The organism is Cohnella silvisoli, assembly GCF_021190915.1.
GTDB lineage: Bacteria > Bacillota > Bacilli > Paenibacillales > Paenibacillaceae > Cohnella > Cohnella silvisoli.
Genome location: NZ_JAIOAP010000005.1, coordinates 65,053 through 84,093 on the forward strand (window position 1 = coordinate 65,053; position 19,041 = coordinate 84,093).

At 48.7% G+C, this 19,041-nt stretch carries 12 protein-coding genes and 1 pseudogene; 7 read left to right on the forward strand and 6 right to left on the reverse strand.

The annotated features are described in order from the left end of the window. Positions 1-2: 2 nt before the first annotated feature. The 3 genes from K7P76_RS11445 to K7P76_RS11455 all read right to left on the reverse strand — a co-directional run bounded on the left by K7P76_RS11445 (position 3) and on the right by K7P76_RS11455 (position 3,278). A complete protein-coding gene (locus K7P76_RS11445) occupies positions 3-896 on the reverse strand; it encodes a carbohydrate ABC transporter permease (protein WP_232185433.1) in 894 nt (297 codons plus the stop codon). Between the two features lie 91 nt (positions 897-987). Continuing rightward, positions 988-2,394, reverse strand: coding sequence for a carbohydrate ABC transporter substrate-binding protein (locus tag K7P76_RS11450; protein ID WP_232185434.1), 1,407 nt, complete (start codon positions 2,392-2,394; stop codon positions 988-990). A gap of 173 nt (positions 2,395-2,567) precedes the next feature. Continuing rightward, entirely contained in the window at positions 2,568-3,278 is a 711-nt protein-coding gene (locus K7P76_RS11455) for an N-acetylmannosamine-6-phosphate 2-epimerase (RefSeq protein ID WP_232185435.1), read from the reverse strand. Between the two features lie 231 nt (positions 3,279-3,509). Here K7P76_RS11455 and K7P76_RS11460 point away from each other — a divergent pair, with 231 nt between their 5' ends. The 7 genes and pseudogenes from K7P76_RS11460 to K7P76_RS11490 all read left to right on the forward strand — a co-directional run. Then, positions 3,510-4,367, forward strand: coding sequence for an AraC family transcriptional regulator (locus K7P76_RS11460; protein ID WP_232185436.1), 858 nt, complete (start codon positions 3,510-3,512; stop codon positions 4,365-4,367). A gap of 301 nt (positions 4,368-4,668) precedes the next feature. Further along, positions 4,669-5,895, forward strand: coding sequence for a DegT/DnrJ/EryC1/StrS family aminotransferase (locus tag K7P76_RS11465; protein ID WP_232185437.1), 1,227 nt, complete (start codon positions 4,669-4,671; stop codon positions 5,893-5,895). After that, positions 5,892-6,908, forward strand: a complete 1,017-nt coding sequence (locus K7P76_RS11470; protein ID WP_232185438.1) for a Gfo/Idh/MocA family protein — start codon at positions 5,892-5,894, stop codon at positions 6,906-6,908. Before K7P76_RS11465 ends, K7P76_RS11470 begins: the two co-directional genes overlap by 4 nt. A gap of 5 nt (positions 6,909-6,913) precedes the next feature. Next, positions 6,914-7,801, forward strand: a complete 888-nt coding sequence (locus tag K7P76_RS11475; protein WP_232185439.1) for a Gfo/Idh/MocA family protein — start codon at positions 6,914-6,916, stop codon at positions 7,799-7,801. Then, the gene (locus tag K7P76_RS11480) at positions 7,798-9,072 is read left to right on the forward strand and encodes a hypothetical protein (protein ID WP_232185440.1); all 1,275 of its coding nucleotides are present in this window, start codon (positions 7,798-7,800) and stop codon (positions 9,070-9,072) included. Before K7P76_RS11475 ends, K7P76_RS11480 begins: the two co-directional genes overlap by 4 nt. A gap of 198 nt (positions 9,073-9,270) precedes the next feature. Beyond that, positions 9,271-9,765, forward strand: a complete 495-nt coding sequence (locus K7P76_RS11485) for a response regulator transcription factor (RefSeq protein WP_232185441.1) — start codon at positions 9,271-9,273, stop codon at positions 9,763-9,765. A gap of 333 nt (positions 9,766-10,098) precedes the next feature. Continuing rightward, positions 10,099-10,444, forward strand: a pseudogene (locus tag K7P76_RS11490) (ABC transporter permease); the annotation flags it as partial. Between the two features lie 82 nt (positions 10,445-10,526). Here the strand turns inward: K7P76_RS11490 and K7P76_RS11495 are convergent. The 3 genes from K7P76_RS11495 to K7P76_RS11505 all read right to left on the reverse strand — a co-directional run bounded on the left by K7P76_RS11495 (position 10,527) and on the right by K7P76_RS11505 (position 18,979). Further along, the gene (locus tag K7P76_RS11495) at positions 10,527-13,235 is read right to left on the reverse strand and encodes a family 78 glycoside hydrolase catalytic domain (RefSeq protein WP_232185442.1); all 2,709 of its coding nucleotides are present in this window, start codon (positions 13,233-13,235) and stop codon (positions 10,527-10,529) included. A gap of 151 nt (positions 13,236-13,386) precedes the next feature. Then, positions 13,387-16,254, reverse strand: coding sequence for a carbohydrate binding domain-containing protein (locus tag K7P76_RS11500; protein ID WP_232185443.1), 2,868 nt, complete (start codon positions 16,252-16,254; stop codon positions 13,387-13,389). Positions 16,255-16,300: 46 nt separating this feature from the next. Continuing rightward, entirely contained in the window at positions 16,301-18,979 is a 2,679-nt protein-coding gene (locus K7P76_RS11505) for a carbohydrate binding domain-containing protein (protein WP_232185444.1), read from the reverse strand. Positions 18,980-19,041: the final 62 nt, after the last annotated feature.

Consider the following 19,041-nt stretch of genomic DNA (forward strand, 5'->3'; position numbering starts at 1 on the left):
CGTCAAAACTCGACGGTGTCCTTTCTGGTCAGTCTGTTCGACAGAAATGCCAAGGTGATGCCGATCAGGAAGACGACGAGCCCGATCGCGGTTGCGTAACCCATGTTGAAATTTTTGAAAGCTTGGTAGTACAAATAGTTGACCAGCGTTTCCGAAGACCAATTCGGTCCTCCGTTCGTCATCACCTGCACATAGATGAAACTGCCGTAGAAAACGCCGGAGATGAGCAGCACAAATGAAACGCGCATAACTTCCCACAGCAGAGGAAGAGTCACAGAGAAAAACTGCCGAACATGCCCCGCGCCGTCGATCGCCGAAGCCTCGTAGTATTGAAGTGGAATGCTTTCGATTCCCGCGATGAACAAGATCAGGTAAAACCCGAGACCGGCCCAGACGATCGTGACCGTAACGGAATACAGAGCTGTTTCCGGCGTTCCGAGCCAGATGATTTCCGACAGACGGGTTAGCCCGAGCGACTCGAATATCGCCTTCAGGATCCCCATCGTCGGATGGTAAATGAAAGACCAAAGTATCGAAATAACGACGATCGACAGTACGTTCGGAAAGAACAGGACTGTCCGGTAAAAAAATTTCTCTCTTAGCTTGAACCGGGTCAGCAGCACCGCAAGAAACAATGCGAGGATAACGGTTGCCGCCGGAACGATCAGCATCACGATAAAACTGTTCTTGAACGAGAGCCAGAAAATATCGTCATGAAACATCGTCCTGAAATTGTCCAAACCGATGAACACTTCGGTACCCCGTGCCATGCCGCTCCATCGATAGAAAGCCATCGTGAAGGCGCGGAGGATCGGGTAAAAAAAGAAAACCACAAACAGCAGCAATGCCGGGACGGTACAGACCGCCACGAAGAGGATTCGCCCTTTTTCCTTCACTTTCTCACCCCATGTTGGTTGGCCTTGGCTGCGTGAAGACCTTCTCGAACGCTAGGTCCGGAAGGTCTCTCGTTGATGCCAGCAATACGGATTACTTCGACTCTGTTGCCGCGATCTCTTTTCTTACGGTAGCCATCGATTTCTCGATGGACGCGCTCCATTCGTCTACCGTCATTTTTTTGTTCATAACGGAGTTAAGAGGATTAAAGATCGCTTCCGACACGTTAACGGAGAGCGGCGGAGTCGCTTTCCACGCCGTCATGACCGGCTTCACGCCTTGATCGAACACGCTGAGAGCTTCATAAATTGCCGGGGAGACGTACGGCTTCGCCATTTCGACCACACCTTTGACGGCGGCAAGTTCGCCCGTTTTCTGAACGTTAAGAAGAATGTTGTCGTCCTTGAATTGGTACCTCAGGAATTCCTTGGCGAGTTCTGGGTTTTTGCCGTTTTTCGGAATCAAATAATAGCCGTTACTCGCCACTGCATAAGGCTGGTCTCCTTGGAATACCGGAGGAGCCATAAATCCGAACGTGAAGCCTTCCTTCGGAATAACATCCTTCATTTCATTCTCGAACCAAGTTCCATTAGGGATGAACAGCGCTTTACCGTTCAAGAATTCCGTCTGAGACTGGGTATGGTTGAGTGCGATCGTGCCTTTCATCAAATAGCCTTTCTGAGCGATCTGGTAGAAGATGCCGAGGACTTCTTTCACTTTCGGATCCGACCATGCGCCTTCTTCGTAATTGAAGATCTTCTTCAGCGCCTCCGGACCCGCATGACTCGCAATCATTGGCCAAAGCACCATCTCGTTGTAACTAGGATACGCGCCCTGGTAAGTATACAGCGCCGCGTTTGCGCTTATCGCATTCTCTGCGAAAGCGAAGAACTCATCCCAGGTTTTCGGTTTAGTCCAACCATTGCCATCAAACAAAGTCTTGTTGTACCAAATCCCTTGTACGTTAAATCCAGTCGGAGCGTAATATATTTTCCCGTCTCCTAGAGGCATGTTAGCGTCGAGGAAGCCGTCGAGAATCAGATCTTTCAGAGGGCCTGTTTTGCCCAATGCTTCTTTGTCGAAAACGTCATTCAATTCCAGCAGCTGTCCGTCTTTGGCGTAGGTTTCCACGAACGGAGTTGCGATGAAGTCTGGAGCGTTGCCGGAAAGAAACTGTGTTTTGACATAGTCTCTGAAAATATCGCCTTTTTTGGTTTCTAGATTGACTTTGACGCCCGGGTAGTCCGTTTCGAATTTCTTCACGACTTCTTCCCAATATACGGTTCCGAAACCTCCGTCGAATGCCGCTACGTTCAGCGTGGTGTTTTCAAATTGTGGCTTGTCGGATGAAGCGCTTGCCGACGGCGGCGCGCTCGACGCCGGAGCCGAAGAGCTTGCCGATGGGGTGGGCTCTGTATTGTTTGCCTTTTTCGAACAAGCTGCAAGTACCATGCTTGCGAATAAAACCAATATCACGGCCGACCATAGTGTTTTTTTCAACTTGAAGACCTCCCATAGTAAAAATCCTTTGTTTTACGACTTCCCCTGTTTCCGATTCTAGCCTGCCGTACTAACTAGCTTCTGGGCGGTCACCCCCTTCAAAAAAGAAATTTACCACTTAAATCCAAATATTAAGTGGAATTATCTTTCGATAAAGGATACAGGAATCCGCTTTAAGCCCCCTGTCCGTCTTCCCACCCAGTTCCGATCCGCTCCACGAAACGCCTTGTTATCGTCTGAGGTCTCGTGATTGCGCTTCCAACCACTACCGCATACGCTCCTGCATTCATACAGGCCAATGCCTGTTCTGGCGTCTCGATATTTCCTTCAGCGATCACGGGAATGTTGACGTGACCCAACAATTGCTTCACCAGCTCGATATCCGGCTTTTCTCGGTTCGCCGTATAAGGTGTATAGCTGGACAGCGTGGTCGCGACCATATCCGCACCGGCAAGCCATGCGGATACTCCTTCTTCGAAGTTCGACACATCTGCCATTAGTGGAATCCCGAATTCTTTCTTGATAGCTTCAATGAAAATCGTTGGATCCGCGTATGAGGGCCGTGGCCGGCGACTGGCATCGACCGCTACAATATCGGCTCCCGCTTTGATCAGTTTCTCGACTTCTGAAAGCGTTGGCGTAATAAACACTTCATACCCCGCATAGTGAATCTTCATGATTCCGATTACTGGCATATCGCAGATCTGTTTGACTTCCAGAATATCCGCTACGCCGTTGATGCGGAGCCCCACGGCTCCCCCGTCCTTTGCGGCCAGTGCCATTCGGGCCATTATTCCGACACCATGCAGAGGTTCATCCTCCAACGCCTGGCACGACACGATCAATCCTCTCCGGAACAAGGCATCCGTTTTTGTGACCTTCATGGCGACTCTCCCAAAATTGGATTCGATTTCTTATTCATTACATGTATTTCACCATAACAACTATTTGAATCTACCTTATTTCCATGAGACTACCTCCTTTCTTTTCCCCTCTTATACATTGTGAGCTTTTAATTTCATTACTTGCTTTTCTTAATTTATGATACAGTAAATGATAGGAACTATATGCCGTATCTTATATTCATTCAGTCATTTCTTTGCATAGAGGTGAACATGATGTTTAAATTTCCAGAGTATCATGATGTTCTCAACAAATATAAGAAGGGCCAACTGCCATTTTATATTTCAATTAACACACTCAATTCATCGTCGCTGCTGCATCACCATGATTTTGCCGAGCTTTCCCTTGTAATCGAAGGAACGGGTAACGAGATCCTCAATGGAGTAAACCACGAAATGAAGCCCGGTACAGCCTCCTTTTTGCTGCCGCATCATATTCATGAAATCCATAACAATCCCGGCAGTCAAATTCGTACTTACTGCTGCATGTTCGATATTAACATCCTCTTCGATTCGCCGATTGATGCCGAATTGGGCAGAATGCTTCTCGGATCGGGTCAAGATTATTCTTCATACGTCGATATGACTGAGGGCGATATCGTACAATTAAAAAAAATATTCGATGATATGATCCACGAATTCCATTGTTCGATGCCTGGAAAAAACAGTTTCATTCGCGCTAAATTGACCGAGGCTCTGCTGTTGTTCATTCGCACTCACAATCATCAGTTCGACATACCCGCTGTTTCAAGCAATACGAAAATATTGGACATTCTCCGATATATTCATTTGCATTATGCCGAAGAGCTTTCCCTTGATAGCCTTGCGCTTAAGTTCGAACTCAGCGTCCCTCATATTTGCCGTTTGTTTAAAGAACATGTCGGCGAAAGCTTTCTCGAATATTTGCATAATCTGCGGATACAGAGCGCCTGCAACCTACTTGTTTCTACGAAAATGCCTATTGCGGACGTTAGCGTCGAGGTTGGCTTTGAATCGTATCGGACATTCTCCCGCGTATTCAACCAGTTTAAGGGAGTGTCTCCAACGAACTACCGGATGTACAATAAATAAGGATTCATGATGTCACCATCCAAATTCCAATTATGTACTTGCCCACGATCACCCGTTCGTCGAACCCCCAGTTTTCGGCACTATGCACGTTAATAATCTTCTGCAGTATCCACTCCCGTTATACCAACAGTTTCTCCCTAGACAGCCTTGCCGCTGAATTCCGCTTCACAAGTACTAGTAACCCATGATGCCATTTTTTGACCAGTATAGATCAATAAGTGGCATAACCTTATCCCGGTTGTGTAATACGATGACCTCATCGGACGGCACCACGAAGAGTCTGATCAGAGGAGTTGGATGGATGATAGAAAAATTAGAGGCTGATGAAGAGCTCCGAGCCCGCAACGTAGAGTTCGGAGAATGGCCGATCTATGGACAACTGGAATTACAGCTTCTGCGGGAAGTATTGGAATCCGGAAAATGGGGCGGCGCGGGTCATGCGAATACGCCAGACTATAAGCCTAAGCTGCCTGAAATGGAACGGCGGTTCGCCGACCTTCACAGCGCGAAGCATTCCGTAAGCGTGGTGAACGGAACGGTAGCGATAACCGTCGCTCTACAGGCTGTCGGAGTCAGGCCGGGAGACGAGGTGATCGTACCTCCATATACGTTTATCGCTACCGCTTCCGCGGCTTTGGCCTTCGGTGCAATCCCCGTATTCGTAGATATCGAGGAGGACACGCTCGCCATCGATCCCGACAAAGTGGAGAAAGCAATCACACCCAAGACCAAAGCGATCGTTGCCGTTCATATCGGAGGTGCTCCCTCGAACTTAACCCGACTGTCGGAGATCGCCCGGAAGCATCATCTCGCATTGATCGAAGATGCGGCTCAAGCCGTCGGAGCCTCATGGGAAGGCCAAGGCGTCGGGGTGATCGGGGATATCGGTACCTTCAGCCTCCAATCCAGTAAAAACCTGAACTGCGGGGAAGGCGGCATCATTCTCACGAACAATCAGGATTATTATGAGAAGGCATGGTCGATCTGCAACGTCGGAAGAGTTCCGAACGGTGCTTGGTACCAGCATGAAAATCTTGGCCAGAACTACCGTATGACGGAGTTCCAGGCCGCCGTCGCGCTTGCGCAAATGACCCGGCTCGAGGAGCAAATGCGCCGCAGGGAAGCCAATGCCGCACTGCTGAATCGACTTCTCGGGGAAATCGAGGGCATCCGCTTACTGAAGCAAGATCCCCGCATTACAAGGCACGCGTACCATCTATATATGTTCAAGCTGGATTCCAGATTGGCGGAGCGGATTGATAAACAGGATTTCATTCATAAAGTGACAGCGGAAGGAGTCCCTATTCTGCCGGGTTATGTTCCCCTCAACCGCAACCGCGCCATTATCGATTCCATTCGGGATTGGACCGGGGAAACGCGGGTTGATGACTGCCCGGTCTGCGAACGGCTTAGCGAACGCGAAGTTCTGTGGATTACCCAGTCCATGCTGCTCGCGGATGAAACGTCGATGAATCATATCGCACACGCCCTGCAGAAAGTGATTCGCAGCTGCGGGTTTTCGAAATGATTGGATCGGAATTGAAAGTGGCGATTGCTGGCTTCGGCACAATGGGAAAAAAGTATGCCGAAACGATTCGCCGTATTCCTGGTACTCGGGTGACAGCCATCTGCACGTCCAGACCTGAATCGGCGATATCCTCAGGCGCTCACGAAAAAGCCGCGCTTTTCCAATCCTATGAGGACATGCTTTCCTATGGCGACTTCGACGTCGTATGCATCACTGTTCCCACCTATTTGCACAAATCGTATACGGTACAAGCTGCCGCCAACCGAAAACACGTCATCTGCGAGAAACCGATCGCTTTAAAACCGGAAGACGCGTTTGATATGATTTCCACTTGCGAGAAATACGGAGTACGGTTGTTCGTCGGACACGTGCTCCGTTTTTTTCCGGAATACCGGAACCTGCGCGAACTCGTGTTGAACGGTTCGGTCGGATCCGTCGGCATCTCGCATGCGAAACGGGCCAGCGCATGTCCGGAAGAAGGCAGCTGGTTTACGGATCGGACCAAGAGCGGCGGCGTCATCATGGATCTGATGATCCATGATATTGACTTTATGCGTTGGACAATCGGAGAGGCAGAATCGGCTTTTGCGTTCAGCCGGACTGCGGATGGTGTGGAATATGCCTCCGTTACGCTGCGTTTCACGAACGGTGCCATTGCCAATTTAGAAGCCCACTGGGGGTATCCCGGCCCTTTCACCACCCGAATCGAAATTACCGGAGAATACGGAATATTACGAAATGACAACCTCTCTTCCCGCTCCCTTGTGCTGCGCAAAGCATCGACCACGCAGCAGGGCTCAAGAGGAGTCATCGTTCCGGAAGTGACAGCCGGTTACGACCCTTTTTGGGAAGAAATCTATCATTTTCTCAATTGCATACGACATAACGACACACCGATCGTAACGGCAGAAGATGCAGCTCAAGCCTTGGAAATCGCTTCGGCGGCGATTAAGTCCGCTCAGACGGGGACAGCCGTTCGCATACCCAAAAGCCGTTGTCTAGAAAGGAAGTGATTCGGATGACTCGTTTGAGAATCGGATTGATCGGTATGGACAATCACAAAGGGGAAGCTTACAAACGCGAATTATTCAATTATCCAGATGTTGAAGTGATCGTCTTAGACTTGAATGATGAACTTCCTTTGCTGACGGGAGATTTATCGGCTGTGCTCTTCTGTATCGAATACCCATTTTGGGCAAACCTGAAAGATATGGAGTCATTGATCCAAACCTGCTCCAAACATCAGGTGCCATTCATGCCGGGTTTTCCCTTCCGCTGCTCCCCCGTTGCAATGGCTGCAAAAACGGCGGTTGAACGTCGTGAAATCGGAGATATTTTGGCGGTAAAGGCTTCTTACCATTCGGCTGCCCACACGGACAATCCTCAACACTCGATGCTTGCCAATACCGTGCATATGGTGGATTTGATCTCCTGGTTAGCGGGCAGCATACCGCAAGAGATCTATACCATGATGGCAGATGGAAACGGCGACTCTTATGCAGTCGATGCGGCATTCGTTTACGTCAGATTTGATCAAGGTGTTGTCGCCGTCATCGACACCGGTTACTCAAGATCATCACGGTTCTTTCTTGCCGAGGAAGATATTCGCTTAGAATTGATAGGCACTGACGGAGTGATCTCAATGGATGTATTTGCCGCGAAAAACGAATTTTATGGAACTCATCCGTTTCAGGTACAATGGAAGTATTATGGAGATGACCTGATCAAGCACATGATAGAGCAATTTTTAGAAAATATCCGGCATGGCCGACCCCTCCCGGTATCGGCCAATGACGGCTTGCGGGCTGTTGCTGCCGCGTGGGCGGCTTATACTTCTGCCAGTCTAGGGCAGCCTGTTCTAATCGAACCGATACGGATAAAACATAAAGGACAGGTGTCGGGATGAATGACCATACTCTGTTTCTAGGTACGGCGAAAGTGGACATCTCTCCGCGTGAACCGATACAACTGGCTGGTTTTGCGAGCCGTGGCCATGCCAACTTCGATGGCATCGACAGCCCGATCCATATTCGCTGCTTTTATTTCAGAAACGGGCGAAATCCTGATCAGCAGTCGCTCGTCGTCATCGCCGATCTTCTCTGCTTCAGCAACGAATTGGCCGCACGATGGAGAAACCAGATCAGTCGTAAGACAGGCATTCCGGAAGAAGCTGTCATCCTACATGCCACGCACAACCACTCCGGACCTTCCCTCCGAGATTTCATCGACTTATGGGAGTTGAATCCGACGTACATTCGGTTTCTTGAGAAACAAATCGAGAACGGAGCCGATCTTGCGATGGCCAATGCCGAAGAAGTAAAGATCGAACGCGGGGACGGAAGCAGCCAAATTGCCGTAAACAGGAGAAAACTAGTGGACGGCCGCTTCGTCATCGCTCCGAATTTCGACGGGCCGTCAGACTCCGAGCTGATCGTCATTCGTTTTACCGGGCGCACCGGACGAACCAAAGCCATCTGGCTCCATTACGCCTGCCACCCGGTGGTTTCTTCTGAAAACAGGCTTTCCTATGAGTACTGCGGAGCCGCGGTAAACTTTCTGGAAGAGCAAATCGGCGGCGATGCGATCGCTGGATTCTTGCAGGGCTGCTGCGGGGACGTAAATCCGTATTGGGAAAACGGCCAGCAAAACTTTGACACGGTTCGGGCATTAGGCGATCAATTGGCGGAAGATGTCGGAAAAGTACTTCGGGGCAACTTAGAAGCGCTCAGTGTATGTCCAATCCGCGTCGTTCAAAGGAAAACCGATTTGCCCTATCGCAGCTTTCCTAGTTGGGAGAGACTTCATCAAACCGCGAGTTCCGGAACGGACATCGAAAAAAGATGGGCTTCCTTCTTAATTCGGCAGCCCGAAGCACGTCAGCCCGCTGCCTTGCTGGAGCTTACCCGGTTGGATCTGGCGGACAACCTGTCTCTCTTGTTCATGAACGGTGAAATGGTGGTCCGTTACGGCTTCTACATCAAAGAGCAATCCGGACGGGCGGTAATTCCCATCGCTTACACAAATGGGATGGTCGGTTATGTGACGACAGCAGAGCAGCTCGAAGAAGGCGGATATGAGCCGGTCGAATCCGCCATCTATTTCGGTTTGCCGGCACCCTTTGACGAGCAAACGGAATCCGCCGTCCTTCATGCTTTGGACCAGACGATGCAATCGTAACCGACAACGAAGAGGCTGTCCCAAAGTAGCTATGTTCACTTACCGAATAGCCCACTTTATCGAAAATCATGCTCAAAACGAAAAGTGTTGGTGCAGGAGGTTCCTGTACCAACACTTTTCGTTTTTGGTCAATTGCTGCTTTCTTGAGCAGATAGTGGGCAATACCGCCGTCCTTCCGCTAAAGGAGGAAGTAAATTAATGCTTCGGCTTATAATCGTGGATAACGAACCGAATATCGTCAGAGGTATTAAGCAGCTTCTAGAAGAAGAGGCCCCTTTCGAATTGGATGTGTATTGCGCTATTTCCGCGGAAGAGGCGCTTCAATTGCTTAACAAAATGAAAATCGATATCGCCCTCTTGGATATTCGGATGCCTGGAATGAACGGTCTCGAGTTGCAAGCAAAAATCATGGAGCAATGGCCGCAATGCAAAGTCGTCTTTCTTTCCGGCTACGATGATTTCACTTTCATTCAGACAGCGCTTCGCAATGGCAGAGCTGTAGCGCACTTTCTGGTGACCAAGCTGAAATCGTATATTGATCATCACCTAGACGAAGATCTGTCGCTGGACCGCCTATCGGAGATCGTCTACCTGAATCCCACTTACCTGTCGCGTCTATTGAAGCAACAAGCCGGGCAAGGTGTATCTCAGTACATTATGGATCTTCGGCTGACAAATCCCGTGATCCGCTGAAGTATTCTAAGCTAAAGATTCATGAAATCGCAAATAAAATCGGATTCGATTCCACTACGTCATTCGGCCGCTTCTTAAAGAGAGAGATGGACGTAATCCCTCAGGAATACCGCGATAATGGGTAAGAAGCGGATTTTTCAGGGCATACGTCTCCCTGCGAATGCTAAATACATTCTAAAATATAAGGCGTATAATCAGGAGCAATCCGGATTGTACGCTTTTTTAATCTGTCCGTCGCGCTATCAAGATTGCTTCTTCACAGGATATAATGATTTCATGACATCATGGTAAGATTTGCTTATTTCCGGCATTCCATATGGTCAGATGATTCCGATCCTTCTTCTATTCGCTTTGGCAGCTATCGGCTTGTCGTTACCTAATCGTCGCTTTCGCCAAGAGCAGTTCAGGAGCAGTCGCTCTGCAAAACCTGATCATCACGCCGACATGCCTGCTCTCGGGTTGTTAATTCCCAGTGGAAATCATGCCGGATTCGGTACGCAAAATATCGAACTTCCTTCCGCAGCATTGGCTTCTGGATTCGGTCGAGAAGCTGCAAAGTGGTACGACGTTAGGCAGCTTGTCCCTAAATTTGGCGATCTTGTTCTCCTTTGCCGCCGCATTCGCGCTAGTCGCGATCTACCGCTTCGGTCGCAACAACGATACCCGGCTGTTTGTGTAAACAACCGACATAGAAGAAGGCAACCCGATGAATGACACTCGGGTTGCCTTTTTTAAGACGATATGTGTTACTCCATTCCTTTTTACTTCATGGAATAAGTAAATTGATACGTTCCTGACCCGACCGATATCCGGACCCCTTCCTCACTCCTTCGGGCTGAATGGATGCCTTCGGATGCCGTAACCATCCGATCTCCTTCCCTCACCTCTTCCAATTCGGCACCAGGCAAAATGACTTCAGCACTCGAATTCGCAGGAACCACAACCTGAACCAGAATGTTGTTGTCCTCTATATGCCAAGCCGATTCCGCTTTCCCGTAAGGGGTAAGGAGCGTTGCCTTGGCTGACGTCAGTTCCGAGCCCGCAAACCTAGGATAGACGCAAATACGTCTGTAACCTGGCACCGTCTCGTCCATATCCAAGCCAGCAATATAACGATACATCCAATCGCCAATGGCCCCGTAAGCATAGTGATTGTAAGAATTCATGTCGTCGCTCCAGAATGAACCGTCCGGTTTGATGCCGTCCCAATGCTCCCAGATCGTTGTCGCTCCCTTCGTAATCGAATAGAGCCACGATGGATAGCTTTCCTGAAGGAAGAGCTTGACCGCCGTCTCGTGATAGCCGTTGTCAGATAGAACCAGGCAAAGATACGGCGTACCGACAAAACCGGTCGTCAAATGATATTCATTCTGGACAACAAGCTCATTCAAATCATGAGCGATTCGCTTGCGGACATTCCCTTCCACTAGCTGGAACTTGAGCGCAAGAACATGTGCCGTTTGCGTAGGTGCGGCAAGTCTGCCCGCAGGCGTTACAAACTCTTCGCGAAACGCTGCAATGACTCTGCCCAGCAGTTCGCTGTATGCCCGAACGTCTTCCGCTTTACCGAGGACGACGGCGGCGTCTCGCACTAGCCTTGTCGAATGCGCATAGAACGCTGTTGCGATTAAGTCCTTCGGCGTCGCGCCGATGTAGCTATTCTCTTTGGCGTCCAGTCCGAGCCAATCGCCATAGTGAAAACCGGTATTCCACAAATATTCGCGGTCTCCCTGTGAACGGATATATGAAATCCACGCTTTCATGCTGTCATATTGATCGGCCAGAAGACGCTCGTCTCCGTAACACAAGTAGAGGGTCCATGGACAAATGACAGCGGCGTCCCCCCATGCTGCGGCTGACAGCATCTCGGCTTCCGACTCCGAGACCGGTTTTTTGGTAATCACATCGGGTACGACAACGGGAACCCCTCCGTCCGCCCCTTGATCGGCCTTCAGATCCCGCAGCCATTTGGTAAAGAAGGGTCCGACATGATAATTGAACGCAGCCGTCCGTATGAATACCTGAGCGTCCCCCGTCCATCCTAGACGTTCATCCCGCTGCGGACAATCCGTCGGCAAATCCAGAAAGTTGCCTCGTTGCCCCCATACGATATTGGACTGCAATTGATTGACCAACGGATGGGAGCATTCGAACCATCCGGTCGGCTCCATATCGGAATGAATGACTTCTCCCGCGAAGGCGTCGAGCGGCAAGCCATTCTCCTGACCGGGGAACCCTTCCACTTTGACATATCGGAAACCTTGGAATGTAAAATGCGGCGCATAGCTTTCCGTACCACCGCCTTTAGCGATATATTCGACCAACTGCTTCGCTTTGCGCAAATTGCCTGTATAGAAGTTGCCTTCCTTATCCAGCACCTCTGCATGTTGAAGCCGAATGACCGTGCCCGCAGGCGCTTGCAACGTCATCCGAATCCGGCCTACCATGTTCTGGCCCATATCCAGCAAGGTTTCCCCAGATGGCGTCCGGATCAAGCTTTGTGGAAATATCGTCTCTATGACACGGGTAGGCGAATTTTCCTGTGCGACCAATGACGTGTAGGGCAAATCGATAATTTCCGTCCCGCTCCAATTCGAACCAACGTCGTATCCCGCCTGGCCCCAGCCCTCTTTTTCAAGACGCGCATCGTAGGTTTCCCCGTCATATATTTCCGACAATGTAATCGGGCTGGTTGAGGACGACCATGTCGCGTCCGATACGACGACTTCCTCCGTCCCGTCCTCGTATAGGATATGAAGCTGAATCAAGCACGCCCGGATATCTCCATAAAGATTCGTATAATTGTCAAAACCAGTCAATTGCCCTTTATACCACCCATTGCCTAGAAGAACGCCGATTTGATTGTATCCGACCTTCAATTGAGCGGTTACGTCATAGGTTTGGTACTGGTGCCGCTTGTGATAGCTCGTCCACCCCGGAGCCAGCAGCTCGTCGCCAGCCTTCTCACCGCTGATGTACAACTCATATACGCCTGCGGCAGTCGCATAGATGCGAGCCAAACGAATTGGCTGCTTTAGGGTGAACTCTTTGCACAGCATGAATACCGGAGCCGCTTGCGGATCGATCGCTTCCGAGTCCGGCGTGATCCAGTTAGCCTGCCATTCATCGGCCGAGAACAAAGCGGTTTCCCACCAGGCAACGGCGCTCCAATCGCTCTCCCGTTCAAAATGATCCCAGACTTGAACCCGATAATAATAACGGGTACGCGGTTGAAGCATCGGGCCTTCATACGCCAACAGATTAGAGCGTTCCGACTCCACGCGTCCCGAATCCCATACCAGGTTTGCAAAATCCTCACCCGGACCCGCTACTTGAATACGGTACGCCTTCTGAACCGTCCCTCTCCGCTCGGAGACCAGTTTCCATCCGATTCTCGGGTTGCGAACATCGATCCCTAGCGGATTCGTGCGATATTCGCAGACTAACGATTCAACCTTCAAGCTTGACATTCTGAATGCCTCCTATGTATGAACACAACTTAAATATTTCTCCATTCCTATTGCTTAACGGTACTCTTCGGACTAAAAAAAAGCACCCCCTAAGTAGACCCAACCTACTTAAGGGGTTACTTCATTCGCAGTAAGACCATTTCACTTATTACTAGTGAGAGAGCACCAAATCATCAAGATACAGATCGGCAAGACTCGCTTCTGTTTGTACGTATAATGACGCGGATTTTAACCTTCCTGTCCATGTTATATTGCATATTTTCGAACTCTGCGTCCATTCACTGCTACCCATCATTTTATAATCCGTTGAAACCCAATGTATGCCTAAATCATCCGATATTAGAATGGCAATTTGTGCTTTGTCCGTTCCTGAAGCCAGCTTTACCCAACCCGACAAATTATAATAACCTCGACCATTTGCTGTTAATACAGAGGTTACATCTTGTGCTGGACTGCTCCATAAAGAGGGTCTGCCACTTATTTTACCACCGTTTGTTCCTGTCCTCTTGTTTACCGAATCGGCAGTAAAAGTTCCACCACTTCCAACACTCCAAGATGTTGTTCCGCTCTCAAATCCAGGATTGGCTAATAGGTTACTGCCCGTGTACTCATTAAAACCATCTACGGCCATATATGTTCCTGTCTTTTTCACACCTTTTATCGTGTGGGTACCATAAGCCAGCCCGGTCTTACTGTATACAGCCTGTTGGGATTTATTGCCTGCCATACCGATTGTATTATATTCGCAAGTTTTCGCTACCCAATTGATAGGATCGCCGAATACGGTATTATTGCAGGCAACTGTGCCGGTATAGGAGCCGGAGTTGTATTGGCCATTAGCTCCATAGCGGATCGTTTTCGTGCCGCTAAAGCTGCACTGAGCCCCTTCATTTGCGCAATTCACCCAATTTTGCGTTGGTGTCCCCGAAATTGTATCCACGCTGCAGGTTTTTACAACGCCAGGGGCAGGGTCCCCAAATGTAGCATTATTGCAAGTAACTGTATTTGTAAAGGATCCAGAGGTATAGAGGCCGTTTGCGCCATAACGTACCGTTTTTGTGCCGCTGAAACCGCACTGAGCCCCTTCATTTGCGCACTTCTGCCAATTTTGAGTTAACTGTCCATAGGTGCTTACGGTTTGCTGGAATACATTGTCTATATAAATATCAACGTCTCCTCCGTCAGGAGATGTTTGCGTTATAAAATCCACGCCCGTACCCGTGAATGTATGCTGGAAATAATCGTTATTTACTGTCGTATAATGCAAATCATTCATGTAGTCACCCACACCGCTGCCGCTGCTGTACCCCCAGCCGCTGCCCGAATAGGTAATTCCTGCGTACGTATCATTGGTCTTGGAAGCAGAACGGGTAACGTTGCCTGGTGTAATCTTTAAGGTATCCACCGTCATATGCGTCCCCGTCTTTTTCACACCTTTTATGGTATGTGTCCCGTAAGTCAATCCAGACTTGCTATATACGGTTTGTTGGATTTGTCTTACTGAACTGTAAGTGCTTACGGTTTGTTGAAATACATTGTCTATATAAATATCAATGTCACCTTGGCCAGGGGCTGTTTCGGTAACAAAATCCACACCTGTACCCGTGAAAGTATACTGGAAGTAATCATTATTGGTGGCTGTAAAATGCAAATCATCGCCATAGTCACCTAGTCCGCGTTGAATGTTTTCACCCCAGCTGCCCGAATAGAAGATGCCCGTATCTTTATTATCCACAGTAGTTGCCGGTAAAACGAAGTCAGTCGATATCGCATAAAGCTTTCCCTCGCCAGGGAGAAACGAATCCGAGATATTCCCTGTCGTATTACTGTAATTTGTACTGATCTCCGTCCCGTTGGTTTTGGAAATCTCCTTAATCACAGATGGCTTGGATGGTAAGTTAAAGCTTAACGTTCTACTATTTACCCAATCCCTGTTGACTACCATGATATAGCTTCTACCCTCTGCATTTGCAAAATGGGACACAATCTGATCATACGTTGTAGTCGGCTGCCAGAAATAGTTCGCAGGAATAGGAGTCGTTCCTTGATAGGCAGTACCTTTAAAATATACATCACGTGAGGTTAATCCCATCAAGGTTGGCCCTAGCTGTTTCACTTCTCCGTTTAATGTCTGAATAGGCGTGTACAAGTCTGTCTTATTTCCGCTTGCATCCATTATCGCAGGTGTGAAATCTGTATTGGGGTCGGGGATTAAGGGTTGAAACCAAGTAAACCAATAGATTCCCTTCACGCCATAAGCAAGATAATTATACACACTCCATCTCAACTGATCCGCATTGGGACGAGATAAAACATTGTTGAGTCCGACAGATTGCAGATAACTGGCAGTCTTGATATTATTCGACAACCCTGCAGATCTTAAATTATCCAGATAATAATAAAATTGATAACTAAACCCCGTATTGCTAAATGGATAATAGTCGGTGGTTATATATTTCACATTAGCTGGACCAACCTGATTAACCCAATCGTTCAATTTATTGTAAGTGCTTGTTGAACAGCATAAATTTACATTCGGTATGGAATCCGGATCATTCAGCACAAATCTTTGATATACATGTGCAGCTCTTGGAAATTCGGATAGGATAGGTTCATCCTTTATATAATAACCGGCCGTTGCGGGATTGTTTTTATAAGTATTTACTATGGCATCGATATCTGCATCTGTCGAAGTCGTCATCAAAGATTCACTCCGCGTATCGGAAACCTGAACCTTAATGCCTCGAGCATTAGCCAAACCCAGCACTGTATTCATATGGGCTACCGTACTAGGCAGACCTGCGCCAGGAACAGACTGTATAAAATTAATATTGGCATCCCTTATATAATCATATTGTGTGTCGTTAGTAGCGGACCAAAGCGGCATAAAAAAAATACCTATTTGGAATTCTTCTCCAGCCGCTTTAACGGGCGTAACCGAACAAAATAAATATACGAATAACATAAATGATATTGAAGCTAAACAGGTAGACACTCTTAAGACAATTGTCTTGGTCATTAGTATTCGCTCCTTATAGATGAATTGGATTCAAATCCGGACAGGGTTAGTGGGTTAGCACAAAATCGTCCACATACATATCGTAGTTATTCGTCGATTCGGTCTGTACATATAGAATCGCCGATTGCAACGCACCCGTCCAATTGATGTTGGTTGATTTAGCGGATTGTGTCCATCCGATGCTGTTGACAGATGTATAATCCGTATATGACCAATGCGTCCCTAAATCATCTTTGATTTGTATGACGATTTGCGCTCGATCTGCTCCGGCGGCTAATTTGATCCACCCCGACAAATTATAAAGTCCTTGACCTCCTGTTGTTAACGCAGACGTTAAATCTTGCGTCGGACTGCTGTGCGCATAGGGTCTGGAGGTGATTTTCCCGCTGTAAGTTCCCGAGCTTTTGACGATTGAATCTGCTGTAAGGCTTCCACTAAAAGCTGTTCCCCATGATGTCGTTCCGCTTTCAAATCCGGGATTCGCGATCAGGTTGTCATTCGTTGTCGTATTGGACAGAGCAAACAATCTGCCTTCACCTTTACCAAGCGCGATGTTCAGCACTCCCGTTGAAGCATTGTAGCTAAATCCCGTGCTGACCTCGAGTCCTGTGGTTTTGGAGATTTCCGTAAGCGAGGCCGGTTTCGGGAAAAAGTTAAAATCAAGCGTGCGCGCGTTGTTGTAGTCCCGGTTGGTCAGCATGACGTATTTGCGGCCGCTCGCATCCGTGAAGTATCCTTCTAGAATCGGCTGTGTCATATCGGCCGGCTTCACGAAGAAGGATGCTGGAATCGGAACGGTTCCTTTAGGAATCGCAGTGCCGGAATGATACACGGCCTGGGAAGTCAAATTCTTCAAGGTATTCCCCAGATAGTACATCTCTTTGTTCAAAGCTTGGATGTGATAATAAGCCGGCTGAAGCGTCCCCGTTGTAGAGACCGGCGTATCCGAGAAGATGACATCCCCGCAGCATGGCGATATAGGCTGCCAGTAAGTGAACCAATACATCAATTTGAATCCATAGGTTAAGTACGTATATACATTAAATCTTTTCTCATCCAGATTAGGGGCTCGTAAGAACGCGTTTCCGCTGAGGTCAGTAATTTTGGTGCTTTGGAGGAAGCCCCCATATTTGACATCATGGGCCAAGCCGCGTTCACGAATCAATTCTGCATTCTGGAAATAGGTGGAATCAAAAGCAGTTCCCCCCTGGAATGGGTAGTTGTCAAACAGCAGCTCGTCGTGACCGCTGATGTCGAGCATATCATCGATGTAGTTTTCATAATTGCTGCCGAAGATGGCTTTAAAGTAATAATCGATTCCGCCGGAAAGCGGCGTACCGTTCTTATAGCCTTGTCCGCCGGCATAGGTGCTGGAGGTGCCTTTGGTTACCCAACCGAGCGGTGTTCCGCTTGTGCTTGTCAGCTCGAAATAATAAGACGTATTAGGCTTTACGGGTTGGTTCAGCTTGAAAATAGGATAATTCCCATTGTTCGAGCTCGTGTACGTATCCGATGTGGCAATCTTGGTATTTCGGGACGAATTGTCCCATAGCGTTACTGTGAGCGGCTGGTTGCCGATGTTCCATTGACTGGAATCGATATTCATCTGAATATAACTGAGCCTGCGATTGACGCTGCTAGGCGTCGTAAAGGTTTGACCGATTCTTGTGCCGGTGGACACATAATCCCCGTCCGTGTTTCCCGGAGAAGTGACGTCCGGCGTATTGTCACGAGGTTTGTATAACCGGAAGAAGAAATCGTTGGATTGCGCAACGCCATTCACATAGGCGGACCCATCAGGGTAAATGTCGGAATTCGAACGCATGACCCAGCCTACGGTATTATCGCCCCCGCCATTATGGGTCAATTCCAGGTAATAGGTCGTCCCGCTCGTTACAGGAGCGTTGAGGACAAAATAAGGATAGAAATCTCTTTCCAAGCTGCTGTTGTTGCCCCACGCGTATGCTTCCGAAAGCAGAGTGGTTTTCGCTGTGCTTGTCCATAAGCGAAGGGTCAGCATTTCATTCGGGGACCATTGCCGCATATCGATCATCATATCGACGCCTTGCAGTACGGTCATCCCCGCTGGAATCTTGATCGTTTGGCCCAATCTTTGAGTCGAGGTGACATAAGTCCCATCCTGCCGCGCTCCTGAATTCGATAAGGCGAGCTTTCCGGATGTAGCGTAGGTGTTGTACTCATCAAAGGAGGGCAAGAGATTGATAAAGTAATCAAGCTGCGGAGCGAATGCCCTGGCATGTCTAAGCGTGTTGGCGAAGCCTTCGATGTTCCATGCCGCAGGCTCGTCCTTGTAGTTAATCGCTTTGACACGGGAATCCAGCTTGTATGGGGTCAAATTACTTTCCAGTGTTGCGTAATCCGCGGCCGTGTAACTTTGGAAGCCGTAAAGACTGCCGTCGGTAACGTACAACTGTACGTTATTTGCGTTGCTGTTGACAATGCCGGTTTCATTCTCTGCCTTGTTGGGGTATCCGTAGCCAAGTTCAACGGACATCATCCTGTCGATATAAGCATTCGCAACGTTTGCCCAGTTCGCGTTCGTGTTGTAGTCCACATTTTTGGCTATTGGCTGCTGGAAGCCGCCGATATGGAACTCTCCCGTTCCGGAAGCGAAAGCAGTTCCGCCCCCGGTCGCCAACACCAAGCACATGGAGAGCAATACTCCCCATTTCAAGCTTGACTTTCTTTTCCAATCTCTCATCATTGAACAACTCCTTTTTTTAGCACCCTTGGAAGCGCTTTAATAAGCCTGTACTATCGTAATCT